Origin of the sequence: Acinetobacter sp. KB005, assembly GCF_049949095.1 — a bacterium.
GTDB lineage: Bacteria > Pseudomonadota > Gammaproteobacteria > Pseudomonadales > Moraxellaceae > Acinetobacter > Acinetobacter calcoaceticus.
The window spans coordinates 1,670,448-1,688,245 of sequence record NZ_CP188191.1 but is presented as its reverse complement, the minus strand read 5'-3'; the positions used below and the strand labels follow the sequence as shown (position 1 = coordinate 1,688,245).

Sequence of the window (17,798 nt, the reverse complement as noted above, 5' to 3'; positions counted from 1 at the left end):
CCAGACAAGCGTTAAAATATGACATAAACCATCAATTTATAAATTTGTAACTAAAATCAATGGTTCTTATTTCGGTAGGTTTATTCGCTTAAGGTCTGCCCATAGCTCGCCATAAGAGATAAGAAATCAGTCTCATTCATGACGACAATACCAAGCTTTGCAGCTTTTTCTAATTTTGAACCTGCTTTTTCACCAGCAACAACACATTTGGTTTTACTTGACACACTACCGCTCACGCGCGCGCCTAATGCTTGTAGCATCTGGGTCGCTTGATCACGGGTCATTTGCTCTAATGTGCCTGTTAAAACCCAACTCTCGCCATTTAATGGCTGGCGTGTTGGTGCAGTCGGCGCATCCCAATGAATTCCAGCTGCAATTAAGCGATCAAGCACTTCAAGGTTATGAGGTGCCAAGAAAAAGTCAGCAATCCATTCTGCGGTAATATCGCCGACATCCGGTGTTTTCTTTAAAGCTTCAACATCGGCAGCTTTTAGGGCTTCTAAAGTTTGGAAAGTATTGGCTAACATTCTGGCAGTAGTTTCACCTACCCCACGAATTCCTAAAGCATAAATAAAACGCGCAAGGGTTGTCTTTTTACTGGCTTCGATGGCATCAATCAGATTTTGTACTGACTTTTCTCCCATTTTTTCAATGCCAAGTAAAGTTTCTCGGTGCTCATGTAAATGATAGATATCGGCAACATCTTTAAGCAAATCGAGATGTAATAAAGACTCTACCCAACGATCGCCCAAACCTTCAATATCAAGCGCCTTACGTGACACGAAATGACGAATGGCTTCAATTCGCTGAGCAGCACAGTAAAGACCACCAGAACAACGTGCTAAGGCTTCCCCTTCTGGCATTACAACGGGTGAGGCACAAACAGGACAGCTTTCAGGTAAATGTACAATTTCAGCATCAGGTGAGCGGAACTCTGGCCAGACTTTTTCTACTTTAGGAATAACATCGCCAGTACGATAAACACTAACCGTATCGCCAACACGTACATCAAGACGATGGATTTCACCAATGTTGTGTAAAGTTACATTGGAAACCGTAACACCCCCCACAAATACAGGGTTTAAGCGTGCTACAGGAGTCAAAGTACCTGTACGCCCCACTTGCCAATCAATCTGATCCACCGTAGTTAATGCAGCTTGTGCAGGGAATTTATAGGCAGTCGCCCAACGTGGCTCACGACTTAAAAAACCAAGTTGTTGTTGTTGTTTTAAGTCATCAACCTTTACGACCATTCCATCAATTTCAACTTGTAAATCGGGACGTTCTTGCTGAATTTGCTCGTAGCGTTGTTGTACTTCCTGAATTGAATTACATAGATACTGACGTTCAGCAATTTCAAATCCAAGTTTCGTTAGCCATTGCAAGCTATCATGCATGGTGGTTAAGCCATGATTAGGTTCACACTGAGCAATACCATATGCATAAAACGCTAAGGGTCTGCCAGCAGCAATATTTGGATCGAGCTGTCTTAAACTACCAGCTGCTGCATTACGCGGATTCGCAAACGTTTTATCGCCTTTTGCTTCCTGATCGGCATTGAGTTTTTCAAAGCCAGACTTTGGCATGAGCACTTCACCGCGTACTTCAAGCAGTCGTGGAATTTCAAAATGATCCGAATGCAACACTTTAGGCAAGTTGCGAATCGTTTTAACGTTCTGGGTAATGTCTTCTCCGGTTTCTCCGTCGCCACGTGTAACACCACGTATTAACACACCGTTTTCATACCAAAGAGAAATCGCAAGACCATCGAGTTTTAGTTCTACTTCATATTGTACTTTTTGATTGGGCAAACGCTCTTCGACACGGCGTGCAAATGCAAACAAGTCTTCCTGATTAAAAACATTCCCCAAAGAAAGCATAGGAACTACATGGGTCACACTTTGAAATTTAGAGAGTGCTTGTCCGCCTACCTTTGTAGTTGGAGAATCTGATTGAACCTGTTCTGGATATTGCTCTTCTAAAGCTTTTAACTGGTGAAATAAATGATCATATTCACTGTCCGAGATTGTCGGCTGATCCATCACATAATATGCATGGTTATGCTTTGCAATCAGTTGAATAAGCTGACGCATCTGTTCGATCACGGAAGTTGTTGCCATTATGTTATTCACCATAAAAAAGGGTGGAAATTTCTCCACCCTGAACTGCGACTAGATATGTTGCAATTATCGCAACGAATGTAAAAAATTAAAACTAGGCAGTCGCCTGTGCCGGACGATAATCAATCACATGATGACGCCAGTGTTCTTTTAACTGTGGTGTAAATTCAAGATTATTCTCATCATAAACTTTGCCATCAATTTCACGAGCAATTAAACCTGCAATACTCGCCATCATGTCAAAACCAGTCACAGCTTTACTGTTTGGAAGTGCAAGGAAAAATGCCAACCCTTGGACTTGTTCAGTAGATAAGGTTTCAAGATCAAACCCAGCTGGTCCATTGTCCGTCATACGCAGTACTGAAAACATAAGTACACTCGGCTCATCAGTATTTTCATAGCGATGAAAACACGACATTTCGCCATAACGTAAACCGTATTTCAGCAGCACTTTAAGTGCTTTATCGCCAGACAACGCGCGACGAGGGTTTGGATAGACATTTAATGCAATAATCTGTTCAGCCATCGCTAAGGCACTTTCATCATCATAGCGCTGCTGTTCATGCAAATGCACATCCAGAATATTACTCTCGCCTTCAAATTCAGCAATTTCAGCAGTTTCAATATTTGGATTTAAACTCAACTCAGGCTCAGCCTTTTCGCTTTCTGGTTCCAAGCTTTCTTCTGATTTAACAGAAACCGTATCAACCAACTCAACTGAACTATCTGTGTTAATGGTAGAGCTTTTTACAGTTTCTTCAGATTTAATTTCATCTGGAGACATTTCAACAACTGGTTGAATTTGTTCGGCCGAAATTGATTTAGTAGGTTCTACAGCCAAAGTTTCTGTTTGTTTTGTTTCACTGACTTGTGACGCCGCATTTAAAGTCGGTTCTACTCGCTCTGCGCTAGTCGTCGATACTCCCTCTGCTTCAGCTTGCTCAAGCTGATCTCTCACATGCCTAGGTATAACCGGCTGATTACTATCAGGATTAATATGCAAATCACTGTCTAATGAGGGTTCAGCATGGTTTGACTTTTTTAAAATCATTTTTAAGCCAATTAGCATAATAATAATGGCGACAACGATGCCAATAATCGTATTGATTTCCATTCTATGACTCCGAAACTAACCCGTATTCTTTTGCCTGTTCTAAATCGACAGTGACTAATTTTGATGTACCCGGTTCAGGCATGGTCACACCCAACAAATCAGTTGCCATGGTCATCGCCAGCTTATTATGTGTAATGTAAATGAATTGTACATGTTCAGAAAGCTCTTTTACCAAATTACAATATCTCTGAACATTCGCATCATCAAGTGGTGCGTCCACTTCATCTAACACACAAAACGGTGCCGGATTCAATCTAAAAATCGCAAATACTAATGCTAAAGCTGTTAAAGCCTTTTCTCCACCGGAAAGTAATGCTAGAGAACTATTTTTCTTACCCGGTGGTCTAGCCATCAGTTTAACACCAGATTGCCAGTCATCTTCAAGACTTAAACTTGCTTCACCACCATTAAAGACCTTTGGAAACAGATTTTGCAACTCTTGATTAATCTGATCAAACGTTGTCATAAACAACTTACGGGTTTCCTGATCAATGCTTTTCATCGCATCTTTTAGTTGAGTTACCGTATTTTCCAGATCTTGAATCTGGTGACTCAACTCATCAAAACGCTGGGAAACTTCTTCAAACTCTTGTGAAGCGGCAAGGTTAACCGCACCGATTTTTTCAAACTGTTTCTGTACTTTTTCCAGTTTTTGCTGGTGCTCGGTTAAATCGATTTGTAAGCCCTTTTGGAGCTCGGCATTTAGCTCTTTAAGCTGTTCTTGGTAATGTTCACGATCTGACTTAGCTGCTTGCCATGCCAAACGTTTTGCTTCAAGTTGTTCTCTGAGCTGCTCATCTTTTTGTTGATATTGATGACGCTGATCTGTCAGGGTTTGTTGTTTTTCCTGCACACTATTTAATTCAAGCTGCCATTCATTCCAGTTCTTTTGCAACTTTTCAGTTTGAGCAAATTGTTGCTGAAATTCCGACTCAAGATTTGGCAACTCTAACTGAATAGGATCAACAAATTTTTTCGCCTGTTCCATTTGAGCATTAATTTGCTGATATTGGCTCTGCAAGAACGAAATATCTTTTTCAAGCAACTCTATCTGTTGAGTCGTTTGCGTGCTGTTACGACGTAAAATTTCACGTTCTTGTTGTTGCTGAAGCAGAGCTTGTTGTTGTTCCTCTAGTTGCTCTGTTAACTCTTCTACCCGAAATTGCAATGTTTTATAGTCAGGTAAAATGGTTTCAAGCTTGATTGCTAGCGCATGTAAATCAATCTCCAGATCATCTTTTTGCATTGCATCTTCTTCAAGTTGCATATCTAACTGACTGAGTTGATCTTTCAATTGCTGTTTTTGCAATAAAAATGCTTGTGCAGCGGTTTGCTGTTTAGCAATTTGCACATCAAGCTGTTGTAAGTCTTTTTGTTTTTGTTTAACAACTTGCTGTTTCTGTTGCAAATCAGACTGCAACTGCCCTAGCTCATCTTTTTGCTGAACTACAATTTGATCTAATGCTTGTAATTCGGGTTGTTGCTTTTCAAGAACTTGTTCAATTTCATCTAGGCGAATACGATGACTGAGCATCCCTTGTGCACTTTGACTCTCATCATCATACATAAGAGCAATGACCCAATCCTGCCCGACATGATAACCATCTAAAGTCAAAATAGACTGCCCATGTTGCAGTTGCTTTTGCTCATTTAAAGCATGAGTCAAATCTTGTGCAATCGCTACATTCGAAAAGATTGATAGCTGTGGAGATGCAATCCAATCATTTAAACAAGCTAAGTTTTGCTTAAATTGATTTGTTTGCTCTGAAGGTTTTAACTGGCGAGCAACCCCTTCTTGAAAAGTTTGTTCGGTATCAAGAATATGAGCTTGTAACCATTTTGCTAAAAACTTTTCAATAATCTGCGCATGTGGTTTGCCTTGCTCTGTTAATTGCAAAGCTTGCATTAAACGTAATGCATCTTGATGTTGCTTCGGGCTTTGCTTAGCAACAAGCTGGCTTAAGTTTTTCTGCTCTGATAATAAAACTTGTATTTCTGTTTTCAGCGTTTGCTGTTGATTTTTACTTGCCTGATGTTGCTGTTGAGACTGCTCTAAACGCTGTGAGAGCTGCTCAATTTCAGTCTCAAGTGTCGCAATTTCACGACGAAGTTGCTGTTGCAGTTTCTCAAGCTCACCCTGTTCATCTTCATGAACATGCGATTGAATCTGACTTGCTTGATGTTGCAACGTTTCTTTTTGTTGCTCAATTCTTAGAACATTTTTGCCTAACTGCTCAATTTGGGCAGACATTTGCATTTTTTGCTGCTGTTGTTTTTCAACCTGAGCTTTTACTTGTTCAAACTGTTGTTGTGCTTGTTTTTGCTGGGATTGTAAATCAGCAAAGTTTTGTTCAGCTTCCGTTGCAGTATGCTCAATTGCAGTTAAGGCTTCAGTTTGTTCATCTAACTGATTATTCAACGTTTCAAGTTGCAATTCAGAAAGCTGTAAACGTTCTTTAGTTTGGAATCTTTGCTGTTCTAATTGAACGAGAGTCGTACTGTTTTGCTGGTATAAACTCTGTTTTTGTTCCAGAGTCATTTTCAGTTCAGATAGTTTTTTTTCAGCTTGCTGCCATTCGTGTTGTAGTGGTGAAGATTGCTGAATGAGTCTCTGAAATAAAGCACTAGTTGCTTCCAAATCATGTTCAATCGTACTTAGCTCTGAACGTACCAACTTAAAATTTTCGCCCAGTTCATTCATTTGAACTGTATATTCTTCTTGTAAGCGTACGCTTTTATCTGCTTGAAAAGATAAAATTTCAATCTTAAGCGTACGAATCTGACCTTCTAACGTTTTATATTGAACGGCTGCTTCTGATTGGCGTTTAAGCGTCTTAAGCTGCGATTTTAACTCTAGGGCAATATCTTCTAAACGTGAAAGGTTTTGCTCAGTATGCTCAAGATGTTGCAAAGTTTCGCGTCGACGAGCTTGATAACGAGAAACACCTGCGGCCTCTTCAATAAAAATACGCATTTCTTCAGGCTTGGCATCAACTAGACGGTTAATCATGCCCTGTTCAATCACCGCATAAGAACGTGGTCCCAACCCTGTTCCCAAGAAAATATCGGTAATATCACGACGGCGACAACGTGTGCCATTTAAGAAATATTCGGACTTGCCTTCACGGGTGACCTGACGGCGAACAGCTAGCTCATTATAAGCATTATAGGATCCACCTAACTTGCCATACGTATTATCAAAACGTAGCTCAACACTCGCCACACCAACTGGCTTACGTTTGGAAGTTCCTGTAAAAATAACATCTTGCATGCTACCACCACGCAGTTGACGAGCATTTGATTCACCCATCACCCAACGAATGGCATCAATTACATTTGATTTGCCACAACCATTTGGACCAACCACTGCTGTGCGGTTAGCCTTAAAATTTAAAGTTGTACTATCTGCAAAAGATTTAAAGCCGGAAAGTTTTAAACTGCTTAAACGCATAATGCCCTAACTAGCGGCGTGAGCGTCTTGCCCAGGCCAATTCAATCTGTTTCATTCGTGTCAGCGATTCCAACACAAGGTTACGTAAGTGTCGACAAAAATCTTCCATAAATAAAGCGGCTTGTTGTGATTTTCGGATCAAAATTGCATCAATCACGAGTTTAAATAATGCAAATGCTTCTTGTAGTTCTCGCTTAGAGGTATTTAAGGTCAAAAAATAACTACGACGTAATGAAGGCAATAACTCTTTATAGAATTTCATTAGATAAGGATTTCCGACCATATCTTGCTGTTCAGCCAGATATTGGAAAACACCATCATAAAATTTCTCGATATCTCCTGCTTTTACATGCTCAAGAAGTTGTTCTAACAATAACTGTAATTGATCTGCTTCATGTGCCCGCCATGTTTCACTTATTCGTTGAACAATATGCCCCAATAACATCATATTTGTGTCAAACAGTGCTTTAACCTGCTGTGCAGACATTTCTGAAACAATTGCCCCACGGCGTGGAAATATCTCAATTAAATGAGTACGCTCTAATAATAACAATGCTTCACGAACTGACCCTCGGCTCACGTCAAGCTCTTTAGCAATACGTAGTTCTTGAATACGTTCGCCTTCAACCAGCTCGCCACTAATGATCTGTTCACTAATATATTTGACAATTTGCTCAGAAAGACTTTCTGTCTCTTCGAGATTCATAAATCACCCGCTACTTTTTATATGCATTAATCCATGCTTTTCTTTCGCATCCTTGTTTTTAACTGATCCCATCGATTAAAAACTATGTCATTGTCTGACAATTTCATTGCATTTTAAGCCAACCCATTTAAAAACAATACCAAAATCAGATGAATAAAAGCCCCGAATGTTCTTATATTATTTAATAAAAAGAGCTCGAATTTCCAAAAATTCAAGCTCTTAGGTCGTAGTCTTCTTAAGGTTAATATTTTATTCTCTAGTGCATAATGCCCTTATAAATAAAATAACTCCCTACCACAACTAACAAACAGGCAAAGCATTTTTTTAACATTTGTGGTGACAATGCATGAGCGACTTTTGCTCCAAACTTGGCTGTAATAAAACTCATGACACTAATGCCAATAAAAGCATAGATATGTACATAACCAATCGTGTTAGGTACAGAGATGTGTTCTTTAGCACCAAACCACATGAAGCCAATTGCGCCCGCAATTGCAATGGGTAAACCACAAGCAGCAGAAGTTGCGACTGCTTTTTGCATAACGACGCCATGACGGTTTAAATACGGAACAGTTAAGCTACCGCCCCCAATTCCAAAAATTGCAGAGGCAACACCAATTCCCCCACCAGCCATCACTTGCATAGATGCTGAAGGAAGCTGACGTGTTGGATCAACGACAACATGGGCGCCTTTAAACATGCGATAAGCCATGGAAACAGCAAAAATACCAATAAGAAGTTGCAAATGTTGACCAGACATCAGGTCAGCAATACCAGCACCTAAAAATGAACCAATAATGAGCCCAGGCGCTAAATTACGAAAAACTGACCAAAGTACAGCTCCTTTTTTATGGTGAGCCGACACCGAACTAAAAGACGTTACGATAATCGTTGCTAGTGATGTTCCTACTGCAATATGCATGATTACCGCAGGGTCATAGTGTAACTGGGTAAAAACGACATAGAGGATTGGTACAATAATTAATCCACCACCAACCCCAAACAATCCGGCAGTAAAACCAGCAATTGCGCCAATGAGTAAATATATGATTAACTCCATAAATGTTTTACCACTCTGCTCATATTCAACATGGATTTAGAGACTCGCCAACTACAACAACTTTTAAGCGCAAAAAACCAGCTTCCAGAAGTGGTTTTATTAAAAGCAACCACAACTTCGACCAATGATGATATTCGTGAAATTGCCCAAAAAGGCATTACAACAGGCTTGGTTTGCAGTGCTCAACAAACTCAAGGGCGAGGTCAACATCAACGGCAATGGATTTCACCTGAAGGAAACATTTATTTAAGCACATTGGTGCAAACTCGAACACCCTTAGATGGTCGCTTAGCACTTGAAGTTGCTTTAAATATTTTGCAAATCCCGCAATTACAACCCCTAAGCTTACAAGTAAAATGGCCAAATGATTTATATAGTGCGCAAGGTAAATGGGGTGGAATTTTAGTTGAACCCCTTTCGCAACATCAGGCTATAGTAGGTGTGGGCATTAATTTAAAAATGCCACCCGTAACCGACAGTGATCAGCCGATTACCTCTTTAGAAGATTTAGGTTTAGAGCAAAACAACCGTCTTGAGTTAGTTTCAGAGCTGTATATGGCTATTCAAAACGCAGCTCGCTGGTTCGATCATGGCTGCTACAACTTAGCTGGCCGTTTTAATCATCATGCCGCATGGATTAATCAATTCGTGCAGTTTGAGCATAGCCAAGGACTAGTAGAAGGTCGTTTTGTTGGAATTTCCAATGATGGAGCCGTCATACTTGAAACTCCGGAACCTAAGCAGTTTTATCAAGGTCGCTTAAGACCACAGATCAATCAATAAACAGGTGTTTCTCCATGAAAAGTTTATGGCTCGATATCGGGAACACTCGTTTAAAATACTGGATTACTGAAAATCACCAAACTATTGAGCATGCCGCAGAACTGCATTTGCAATCCCCTGCCGATTTATTACTTGGGTTAATTCAACATTTTAAGCATCAAGGTCTACATCGGATTGGGGTGTCATCCGTCTTAGATACTGAGAATAATCAACGCATTCAACAAATTCTAAAATGGCTTGAAATTCCAGTTGTTTTTGCAAAAGTTCATGCTGAATATGCTGAGTTAAAGTGTGGCTATGAGGTACCGAGTCAGCTCGGGATTGACCGCTGGTTACAAGTACTCGCTGTGGCTCAGGCTAATGAAAACTATTGTATTATTGGATGTGGAACAGCCTTAACGATTGATTTAACGCAAGGCAAACAACATTTAGGCGGGTACATTTTACCTAACCTTTATCTGCAACGCGATGCACTTATTCAAAATACAAAAGGCATTAAAATTCCTGACTCAGCTTTTGATAATCTAAACCCAGGCAACAACACCGTAGATGCAGTCCATCACGGTATTTTGTTAGGCCTTATTAGTACTATCGAAAATATTATGCAGCAATCTCCGAAAAAACTGCTCCTTACCGGTGGAGATGCACAACTATTTGCCAAGTTCTTGAAAAAATATAATCCAGTCGTAGAAACTGACCTTTTGCTCAAAGGATTACAACAATATATTGCTCATTATCCTAAAGACTAAAATGTAGGGTAAAATAAAAGGCGCTATATGCGCCTTTTATTTTACGAACTTATTTCTTTTGGTCGTTGTTGCCAAAGAGTGGCCCCATTCCGCCGCCACCGCCGCCGCCAAATTGTTTTTGCATATTGCCTAATGAACGCATCATTTTGCTCATACCAGATGGATTCGCAAACTTCTTCATCATTTTAGCCATTTGTGCTTGTTGCTTAATGAGTTTATTCACTTCAGCAACATCCATACCACAACCAGCTGCAATACGTTTTTTACGGCTTGGGTTCATCAAGTCTGGATTACGGCGTTCTTTAACGGTCATCGACTGGATAATAGCTTCCATTTTCTTAACCTGTTTTTCAGGATTCGCTTGCTCAATCGCTTGCTGAATTCCTGCACCGCTCATGCCTGGCAACTTATCTAAGAAGCCCATCATGCCGCCCATACTTTTCATTTGCTCAAATTGCATCAGCATATCTTCAAAGTTGAAGCTGCCTCCTTTTTGCAATTTTTTAGCCATTTTTTCGGCTTTTTCTTTGTCGATTTTACGTTCAACTTCCTCGACTAAAGAAAGTACGTCACCCATGCCCAAAATACGTTGAGCAACACGATCTGGATGGAATGGTTCTAAAGCATCAAGCTTCTCACCCATACCCAAGAACTTGATTGGCTTACCCGTAATTGCACGCACAGAAAGCGCTGCACCACCACGTGCATCACCATCAGTCTTAGTGAGAATCACACCTGTAAGTGCCAATGCATCATTAAAGGCTTTAGCTGTATTTGCAGCATCCTGACCTGTCATGGCATCAACCACAAACAAGGTTTCAGTTGGCTTAACAGCAGCATGCAATTCTTTAATTTCGTCCATCATGTCTTCATCGACATGTAAACGACCAGCGGTATCGACAATCAATACATCAGCAAATTGGATTTTTGCCTGTTCAATTGCACGATTAACGATATCAATTGGCTTTTCAGAAGCATCTGAAGGAATAAAACCTGCCCCAACTTCTGCTGACACAGTTTCTAACTGCTTAATCGCTGCTGGACGGTAAACGTCCGCAGAAACCGTCATTACTTTTTTCTTTTGACGCTCTTTTAAGAAACGTGCCAACTTAGCGGCAGTTGTCGTTTTACCCGCACCTTGTAAACCAGCAAGTAATACAACAACGGGAGGCTTAGCACTTAAATCAAGTGTTTCATTCGCCTCACCCATCATCTTGGTGAGTTCGTCATAGACAATTTTTACAAATGCCTGGCCTGGCGATAACTGAGTCATCACTTCCTGGCCCAATGCCTCTTCCTTAACTTTCGCGATAAATTCACGAGTTACAGGTAACGCGACATCGGCTTCAAGAAGTGCCATACGTACTTCACGTAAGGTATCTTTAATATTGTCTTCGGTCAGCTGCCCTGAGCCAGTAACATTTCTTAAACTCTGTGTGAGTCGTTCTGTTAAGGTATCAAACATTGCAAAATCCGCTTAAAATGGCTAGTTGCAAAAAAAATCTTTCTCGAAATAGAAAATTTATGCATAGAATGCTATAGGATACTTTAGTTCGCAGCGAATTTATATCTTATATAGATGAATTAATCCTGAAAAAGGTTTGACATGATTAGCCTCCCCTTGGTTTACACAATTTTGGCACTCATTGCATATACCACTTCTTTCTGGTATCTGTTTATTCGTTTAATGTCAAAACGTGAACCAAACCCATGGTTATTTGCTGTTGTTGCAACTTTGGCACTCCTGTTGCACGGCACAGTTTTATGCCATGCCATGCTGACACCAGCCGGAATTAACTACGATGTTTTTAATTTAGTATCTTTTACATCGTGGCTTATGCTGTTGTTAAGTTTAATTTTTAGTATTTTTCGCCCTATTGTACCGTTAAACTTGTTAGGCATTCCTGTAGCGGCTATTGGCCTGATTTTAGGTTTTGCATTCAGCCGACCCGATCAATTTATTGAACAACACTCTTTAGGCCTTGATGTCCATATCATTCTGTCTTTATCTGCCTATGCAGTTTTACTAATGGCAACCATTCACGCTATTTTGCTGTGGTTCCAAAATCGTGAACTCAAAAAGAAACAAAAAAAACGCTTTTGGGTCAATTTACTCCCATCAATTCAGGCAATGGAATCTTTGTTATTTGACCTCATCATTACTGGTTTTATTCTATTAACAATTGCACTCGCTTTTGGTTTCTTGACTATCGATAGCTTCTTTGCCCAACATCTCGCTCATAAAACTGTATTTAGTATTATTTCCTGGTTTATCTATGGATCATTATTGATTGGTCATTATAAACTCGGATGGCGAGGACAAAAGGCCATTCGTTTTACCTTAATCGGCTTTGTGCTTTTAGCCATTGGTTTTATTGGTAGTAAATTTGTGCTTGAAATGATTTTGGGTCTCTAAATTAATTAAAATTTCATCGATACTAGACAGCGTTATACATATCCCGTATAACGCTGTTTTCTTTTTGCTCAGGTGACACAGACTGTGAAACTCATACTCGCTCCAATGGAAGGTTTAACTGACCCGATCATGCGGGATACACTCACATCTGTTGGTCATTTCGACTGGTGTGTGACCGAGTTTATTCGAGTTACAGACAGCATTTTGCCAGACCATATCTACTATAGTTTTTGTCCAGAATTAAAAAATGACGGTAAAACGGCGGCTGGGACACCTGTCCATGTCCAGTTCTTAGGAAATAATCCAGATATGCTGGCAGCAAATGCAGTAAAAGTTGTAGAGCTTGGTGCACCAGCAATTGATCTAAATTTCGGTTGTCCCGCAAAAACTGTAAACCGACACCGAGGCGGCTCAGTTCTTCTTGATGAACCTGATGTTGTACATATGCTAATTAAAGCAGTAAGAGATGCGGTACCTCCGCATATTCCTGTTTCAGCAAAAATGCGTTTAGGTTATCTCGATGAAAATCACACCATGGAAAATGCCCATGCTGTTGAAGATGCTGGTGCAAGTTGGTTGACAGTTCACGCTCGTACTAAAGCAGATGGTTACACACCACCAGCTTATTGGGAAAAAATTCTACCCATTAAAGAAGCTTTAAAAATTAATGTAATTGCCAACGGTGAAATCTGGAGCAATGCAGATGCTAGAGCTTGTCAGCAACAATCTGGCTGCGAAGATTTAATGATTGGCCGTGGTGCTGTGACTACCCCAGATTTAACACAATGCATTCGTGAAAATATGAATGAGGCATTATTCAGTTGGGAACAACTTGTTGATTTGCAAATTCGCTTTTTAAACGGTCAAGCAAAAACAGAAATTGGTATGGTTGGTCGTTATAAACAATGGTTGGGGATGATGACTAAAGCCTACCCCCAAGCTAAAAACTTATGGGATCAAGTTAAGCGTATTAAAGCTTTGGATGAAATTGTTCAACAGTTAGAACACACCAGATCAGAAAACATTTAACTCAATATAGTCATAAAAAGAGGGCGATTGTTTTCACAACCGCCCTCTTTCGTATTTCAGGTTAAGTTATTATTTTTTCTAAAAGCCACTTACTTTCATTTTTAAGTCAGTCACTGACGCCCCTGTAATACCAAAACTCCCCATAGAACCATTAGGCAAGTTATTAAATGTCGTTGTACTTTGGGTTCCCATATTTCCTAAAGTGACATTGTTAAGTGAAGCATCGAACTTACTCGACACTCCGTTATTCCCAAAAGTTAATCCCGTTGGATCAACGCCCGCATAAAAACCATCAAGCACAAAACCTGTCGAGGTATTTGTTCCAGCAAATTTAAATCCAAATGTAGCTCCCGTATTATCCGAGACTAAAGTAATTGGACAACCCGCAGCAGCAGAACAAATAGATTGAATTGCCCCACCAAATTTAACCATCACTGATTGAGCAGCATGGCCAAGCTGGATATTTAAACGAGGTTTATTGGTTTGTACAAAGTTAATATCTAGATTTCCAGTTGAACGAATGATTTCTTTTACACCCGTATTCACTGTCGTTCCCGAACTAAAAATTGATTTTGGTGCATAACTGGTTAATGCATAATCGGATGGACTAGATAAAGATGCACTTGGAGCTAAATAAACTGAAAAAGGTAAAAGTCGAATACCGTTTACATCATTGCCCATAGACACAGCTAAATTTAAAAAAGGATTTCCACCACCTGCATCAGTATCCATTATGATATTAAAAGAAGGATTACTAGATACCGCAGCTTTAATAAACTCTATGCTAGGAACCGGATTAGTAGAATTCCCTGCGATGACAAAGCCAGCCTTACTATTATACGAAGTTGAAGCAATACCATTTGTATCAATCAGAGCAACTTGGTTGAATTGGACTTTATCTGCCTGAATACCTAAAGTTAGGCCATTTTGGCCTGTCGTTGCCGCAAGACTTTGATCATCCAAAGGCTGCATTGCAAAAACACTTGAACTACTGGCAAGTAACAACCAGCACCCTATATTTTTATTCTTCATGTCGCTCTAATCCTTAAGAGACAAACGCTTATTATTTGTTCAGACTATCAGAATAATATTCAAGTACAAAGCAATTATCCCTATAACCCGACGAATGTAAATCCAATCACACTAAAATAAAATTTATATAAAAAAGTGACGATAATCGTCACTTTAATTGATTAATTAAAAGCACCATTTCTAGGCACAATACTAAAGCTACTATTTAAACGTCCACCAGTAATGGCAAGCTCGCCTAAACGTGCACCTGCGCCAGTTGAAGGCGGATAGAAGTTAATATCTTTAACACGTAATGCACCGTCAATACTCTTATCAGGATTAAAATAAACCGCCGTATTTACGCCAACTTTACCTAAACCACTTGCGGTGTCTTTGCCCACAACTAAAGCGGAATTAAACGCTAGCTTTCCAGTAATATTATCAAAGCCAATTGCAGAACCATCGATCGGATCACTAATCTGAACTGTATTTCCAGTTGCTGTGGCAGGCATTGTGAAATCGCCGAGTACAGTTAGAGCGCTACCATCAGCAATTGAACTGTTTGGCACGATCGATAAGTTAAGATCGCCACCTAAACGTAGTTTTAAACCAAATAAGACATCATTATTTTTGGCAAAATTATCAATAGGTGAAGTACATGAACCTGTCGCTGGACAAGTTTTATATTTAGCCCCTGGTAAATAACCTGCTGCAATTTCAGTTGATAAAGCAAGGAGCATCTCTTTTAAACTAATATTGAGGCTGCCATTTTCTAAACCGATACTGCCATTACCTTTGAGGAACATATCGATATTACGTAAGCCCATGTAATAATCAGTCGGGTTACCACCATTATTAGCATTTGGAGAACCATCGATCAATAATACAGAGGTCGTTTTGGTTCCAGTCGCATCACGTCCTGTAGTTCCAGCTGCAACACCAAAACCTAAACGCGAAGTCGTTCCAGATGTCGCAACAACATTCTGAACAGGTTTACCATTGGCATCTTTTGTATAGTAATAAGCACTATTTGCTGGCGCGTCTAAACCATATACAGCAGCATTAGCATTTAAGTTATAAAAAGGTAGTGCTAAGCCCCACTGGTTGTTTGCACCATTGTCTGCAAACTGATTGGCAGGAGCGACATTCGCACTTGTTGTAAAACGACCACGTCTTGAAAATGCTTGAAACTCTGCTCCACGCATCGCAAGAATTAAGCTAAATGGATTAGTAACCGTATCACGGTGAATATTATGTTGATAATCAGCAGCCGTTGTTAAAGTACCCGATCCTAAACGAATTGCATTTAAAGTCGCGTTGTTTGGCATTAATAACGTTTTTGTATCAGCAAGATTTAAATAAATATTTCCGCTGTCAAAATAACCACGCGTAGCTGAGTTAAGACCGGTTAAATTACCAAATTCGAAACCGTAAGCATTTAAACCTGCTCCACCAATTTCTAAAGTGGTTGCTTTGCCGTCTGAACCTAGCATTGAGTCATTATCTTTAGTGAACTCACCTTTCATGCGGAAGGCTATTCCAGAATTACCTAAAATGCTATTACTTGAACCTGTACCCGAAGCTGTATTTGCAGTGCCTAAAGTGGTGGTATCCGCCGTACCGTCCATACCACGGACTTGTAAATAACTATTTACCATACGTCCGCTAGCACCTAAACGAATCAAACCTTTCGCATTTTGTGGACTATTAGTTGCATCTAAAGCATAAGGGTTAGTTTTATCTACATTCGAGCTGAGCATTACCTCAATATTCAGGCCTGAATTGGTTACTTTGCCGCTACTATCAACATACGTACCCGCAGTTAAACCAGAAGCTGAATCTGCTACACGGTTAAAATCAACATAGCCATAGGTACTATTTGGAGTTTGCCCTACACCAGCAACATTAGTTCCAGTATTTGTCTGTAAAACTAAGCCACGAGTTGGGTCAATCAACATGGCCCCTTTACCAACAAAATTAAAGTTAAAATTTCTTAAAATTAGCTGGTTTAACTGACTACGAGCATCCAATTGCCCTAGATAAATATTGGCATTATTAATACCAAGTGTCATGCTTGACTGGCTATTTGCATTAAATAGCCCATCTTGGGTTGTAAGTGCCAAATTTAAAGGAGAGGTCGTTTGAATAGCCAACTGCCCTAAAGTTGGCGAGCAGCTAGCTGAACTATTACAAACTTTAACGCTATTTACGGTAATAAGTGATGGACTACTTTGCATAGAAAAGTCTAGTCCAGTTTTACCCGTAGTTGGGTTACTCCCAACATCTAAACGGTAATTAGTGCTTAAAGATTGACTAGATGCATTACTTTTTTGGACTTTTACACCACTCGCTTGAGCTCTTAATACCTGATCAGCACTTGTTGGTGTGCCTGCATGGTCATCCCAATATGCATTATCAATATTAATTTCGTTAAATGTAGTTTGTATCGAGATTCCATCTTGTCCATTGACGGCACTCAAATCAGCATCTGTTAAGGCTTCTAAAGCATAAATTTGTCCACTCACTAACAACATGCTGGTTGTTAATGTATTTAAAATAAACTTTGAGCTGTGATTTTCTTTATTTTTTTTCATCACTTCAGTTCCTTTGAAATCTACATTAACGCTTAACAACGAGGATGGCTGCCATCACAGCTAAAGACCATGACTTTTCCTTGAATAGCCAAGTTTCCGTTCATCATTAAGCCCATAAAACCAGTTTCACGCCCATAGTCATAAGCAGACGGAGTTGCTGTAGCAACTTGCTGTGCTGCACTATTGGCAGTCGCAGCATATGTCGGTTTTTTGAAATATGCATAATCATACATATTTGCACTCGACCCTTGCGTTGTTGTTGAGCTCGTAAAGTTATCTTGTTCAATCGATAAAGCATTGAAACCAAAATTACGAATTAAAATTGGCTGCGCTGCACTAAAACTAAGCTGTATAGCTGGCTTAATAATTTCCGTATTACTTTTATCAAGATACTTTAAATCAGCGCCATCCAAACCCATTTTTTGAATATTTAAAGTTCCTTGTACACCTTTAAACACTAGCCAAAGTTTATTACCACTATCGCTATTTTCAGCCCAACCACTTGGCTTCGTCGCATCTGCCTGAACAAAACGCTTATTAATCGCTAAACCGATATGACAGAATTCGACGTTTTGACAAACACCACCACTACCATTGTCAAATACACCGTTAACTGTCTGGTTTAAATTAAGCATTAAAGATAAATCAGCACCAGCTTGACCATTAATCGCTTGCAAAGCCTCGTTATCTAAAGTTTGCAGCTCCGCATGAGTAACCGTGGCGCAAAGAGCGAGGATCAAAGTACTTAATTTTTTCATATCACTC

At 39.8% G+C, this 17,798-nt stretch carries 13 protein-coding genes; 4 read left to right on the top strand and 9 right to left on the bottom strand.

The features are described 5' to 3' along the window. Positions 1-80: 80 nt before the first annotated feature. The 5 genes from ligA to ACPF64_RS08165 form a co-directional block, all read right to left on the bottom strand. On the bottom strand, positions 81-2,120 hold the full coding sequence (ligA, locus tag ACPF64_RS08185) for an NAD-dependent DNA ligase LigA (RefSeq protein WP_426455981.1): 2,040 nt from the start codon (positions 2,118-2,120) through the stop codon (positions 81-83). Between the two features lie 94 nt (positions 2,121-2,214). After that, positions 2,215-3,234 carry a cell division protein ZipA C-terminal FtsZ-binding domain-containing protein gene (locus ACPF64_RS08180; protein WP_426455980.1) on the bottom strand — a complete coding sequence of 340 codons (1,020 nt, stop codon included), beginning with the start codon at positions 3,232-3,234 and terminating at the stop codon, positions 2,215-2,217. Between the two features lies 1 nt (position 3,235). Next, a complete protein-coding gene (gene smc, locus ACPF64_RS08175; RefSeq protein WP_426455979.1) occupies positions 3,236-6,685 on the bottom strand; it encodes a chromosome segregation protein SMC in 3,450 nt (1,149 codons plus the stop codon). 10 nt (positions 6,686-6,695) lie between these two features. Further along, positions 6,696-7,391 (bottom strand): GntR family transcriptional regulator, encoded by a 696-nt coding sequence (locus ACPF64_RS08170; protein WP_003653383.1) that lies wholly within the window; start codon positions 7,389-7,391, stop codon positions 6,696-6,698. 256 nt (positions 7,392-7,647) lie between these two features. Further along, a complete protein-coding gene (locus ACPF64_RS08165; RefSeq protein WP_426455978.1) occupies positions 7,648-8,451 on the bottom strand; it encodes a sulfite exporter TauE/SafE family protein in 804 nt (267 codons plus the stop codon). 30 nt (positions 8,452-8,481) lie between these two features. Here ACPF64_RS08165 and ACPF64_RS08160 point away from each other — a divergent pair, with 30 nt between their 5' ends. Both ACPF64_RS08160 and ACPF64_RS08155 read left to right on the top strand, forming a co-directional pair. Further along, positions 8,482-9,234, top strand: coding sequence for a biotin--[acetyl-CoA-carboxylase] ligase (locus tag ACPF64_RS08160; RefSeq protein WP_003653388.1), 753 nt, complete (start codon positions 8,482-8,484; stop codon positions 9,232-9,234). 14 nt (positions 9,235-9,248) lie between these two features. Further along, positions 9,249-9,983 (top strand): pantothenate kinase, encoded by a 735-nt coding sequence (locus ACPF64_RS08155; protein ID WP_426455977.1) that lies wholly within the window; start codon positions 9,249-9,251, stop codon positions 9,981-9,983. Between the two features lie 49 nt (positions 9,984-10,032). Here the strand turns inward: ACPF64_RS08155 and ffh are convergent, their stop codons facing one another. Next, positions 10,033-11,448 (bottom strand): signal recognition particle protein, encoded by a 1,416-nt coding sequence (ffh, locus tag ACPF64_RS08150; RefSeq protein WP_005048705.1) that lies wholly within the window; start codon positions 11,446-11,448, stop codon positions 10,033-10,035. Positions 11,449-11,589: 141 nt separating this feature from the next. On the opposite strand from ffh, the gene ACPF64_RS08145 reads away from it, so the two are divergent. Together ACPF64_RS08145 and ACPF64_RS08140 are read left to right on the top strand one after the other, a co-directional pair. Beyond that, entirely contained in the window at positions 11,590-12,399 is an 810-nt protein-coding gene (locus tag ACPF64_RS08145; RefSeq protein WP_004641527.1) for a cytochrome C assembly family protein, read from the top strand. An 84-nt stretch (positions 12,400-12,483) separates the two neighbouring features. Next, the gene (locus tag ACPF64_RS08140) at positions 12,484-13,428 is read left to right on the top strand and encodes a tRNA dihydrouridine synthase (protein WP_426455976.1); all 945 of its coding nucleotides are present in this window, start codon (positions 12,484-12,486) and stop codon (positions 13,426-13,428) included. Positions 13,429-13,506: 78 nt separating this feature from the next. On the opposite strand, the gene ACPF64_RS08135 is transcribed toward ACPF64_RS08140, so the two are convergent. The 3 genes from ACPF64_RS08135 to ACPF64_RS08125 all read right to left on the bottom strand — a co-directional run bounded on the left by ACPF64_RS08135 (position 13,507) and on the right by ACPF64_RS08125 (position 17,791). Next, positions 13,507-14,460, bottom strand: coding sequence for a DUF6160 family protein (locus ACPF64_RS08135; RefSeq protein ID WP_426455975.1), 954 nt, complete (start codon positions 14,458-14,460; stop codon positions 13,507-13,509). A 161-nt stretch (positions 14,461-14,621) separates the two neighbouring features. Next, on the bottom strand, positions 14,622-17,033 hold the full coding sequence (locus tag ACPF64_RS08130; RefSeq protein WP_426455974.1) for a DUF6160 family protein: 2,412 nt from the start codon (positions 17,031-17,033) through the stop codon (positions 14,622-14,624). A 32-nt stretch (positions 17,034-17,065) separates the two neighbouring features. After that, positions 17,066-17,791 (bottom strand): DUF6160 family protein, encoded by a 726-nt coding sequence (locus ACPF64_RS08125; RefSeq protein WP_426455973.1) that lies wholly within the window; start codon positions 17,789-17,791, stop codon positions 17,066-17,068. Positions 17,792-17,798 lie beyond the last annotated feature (7 nt).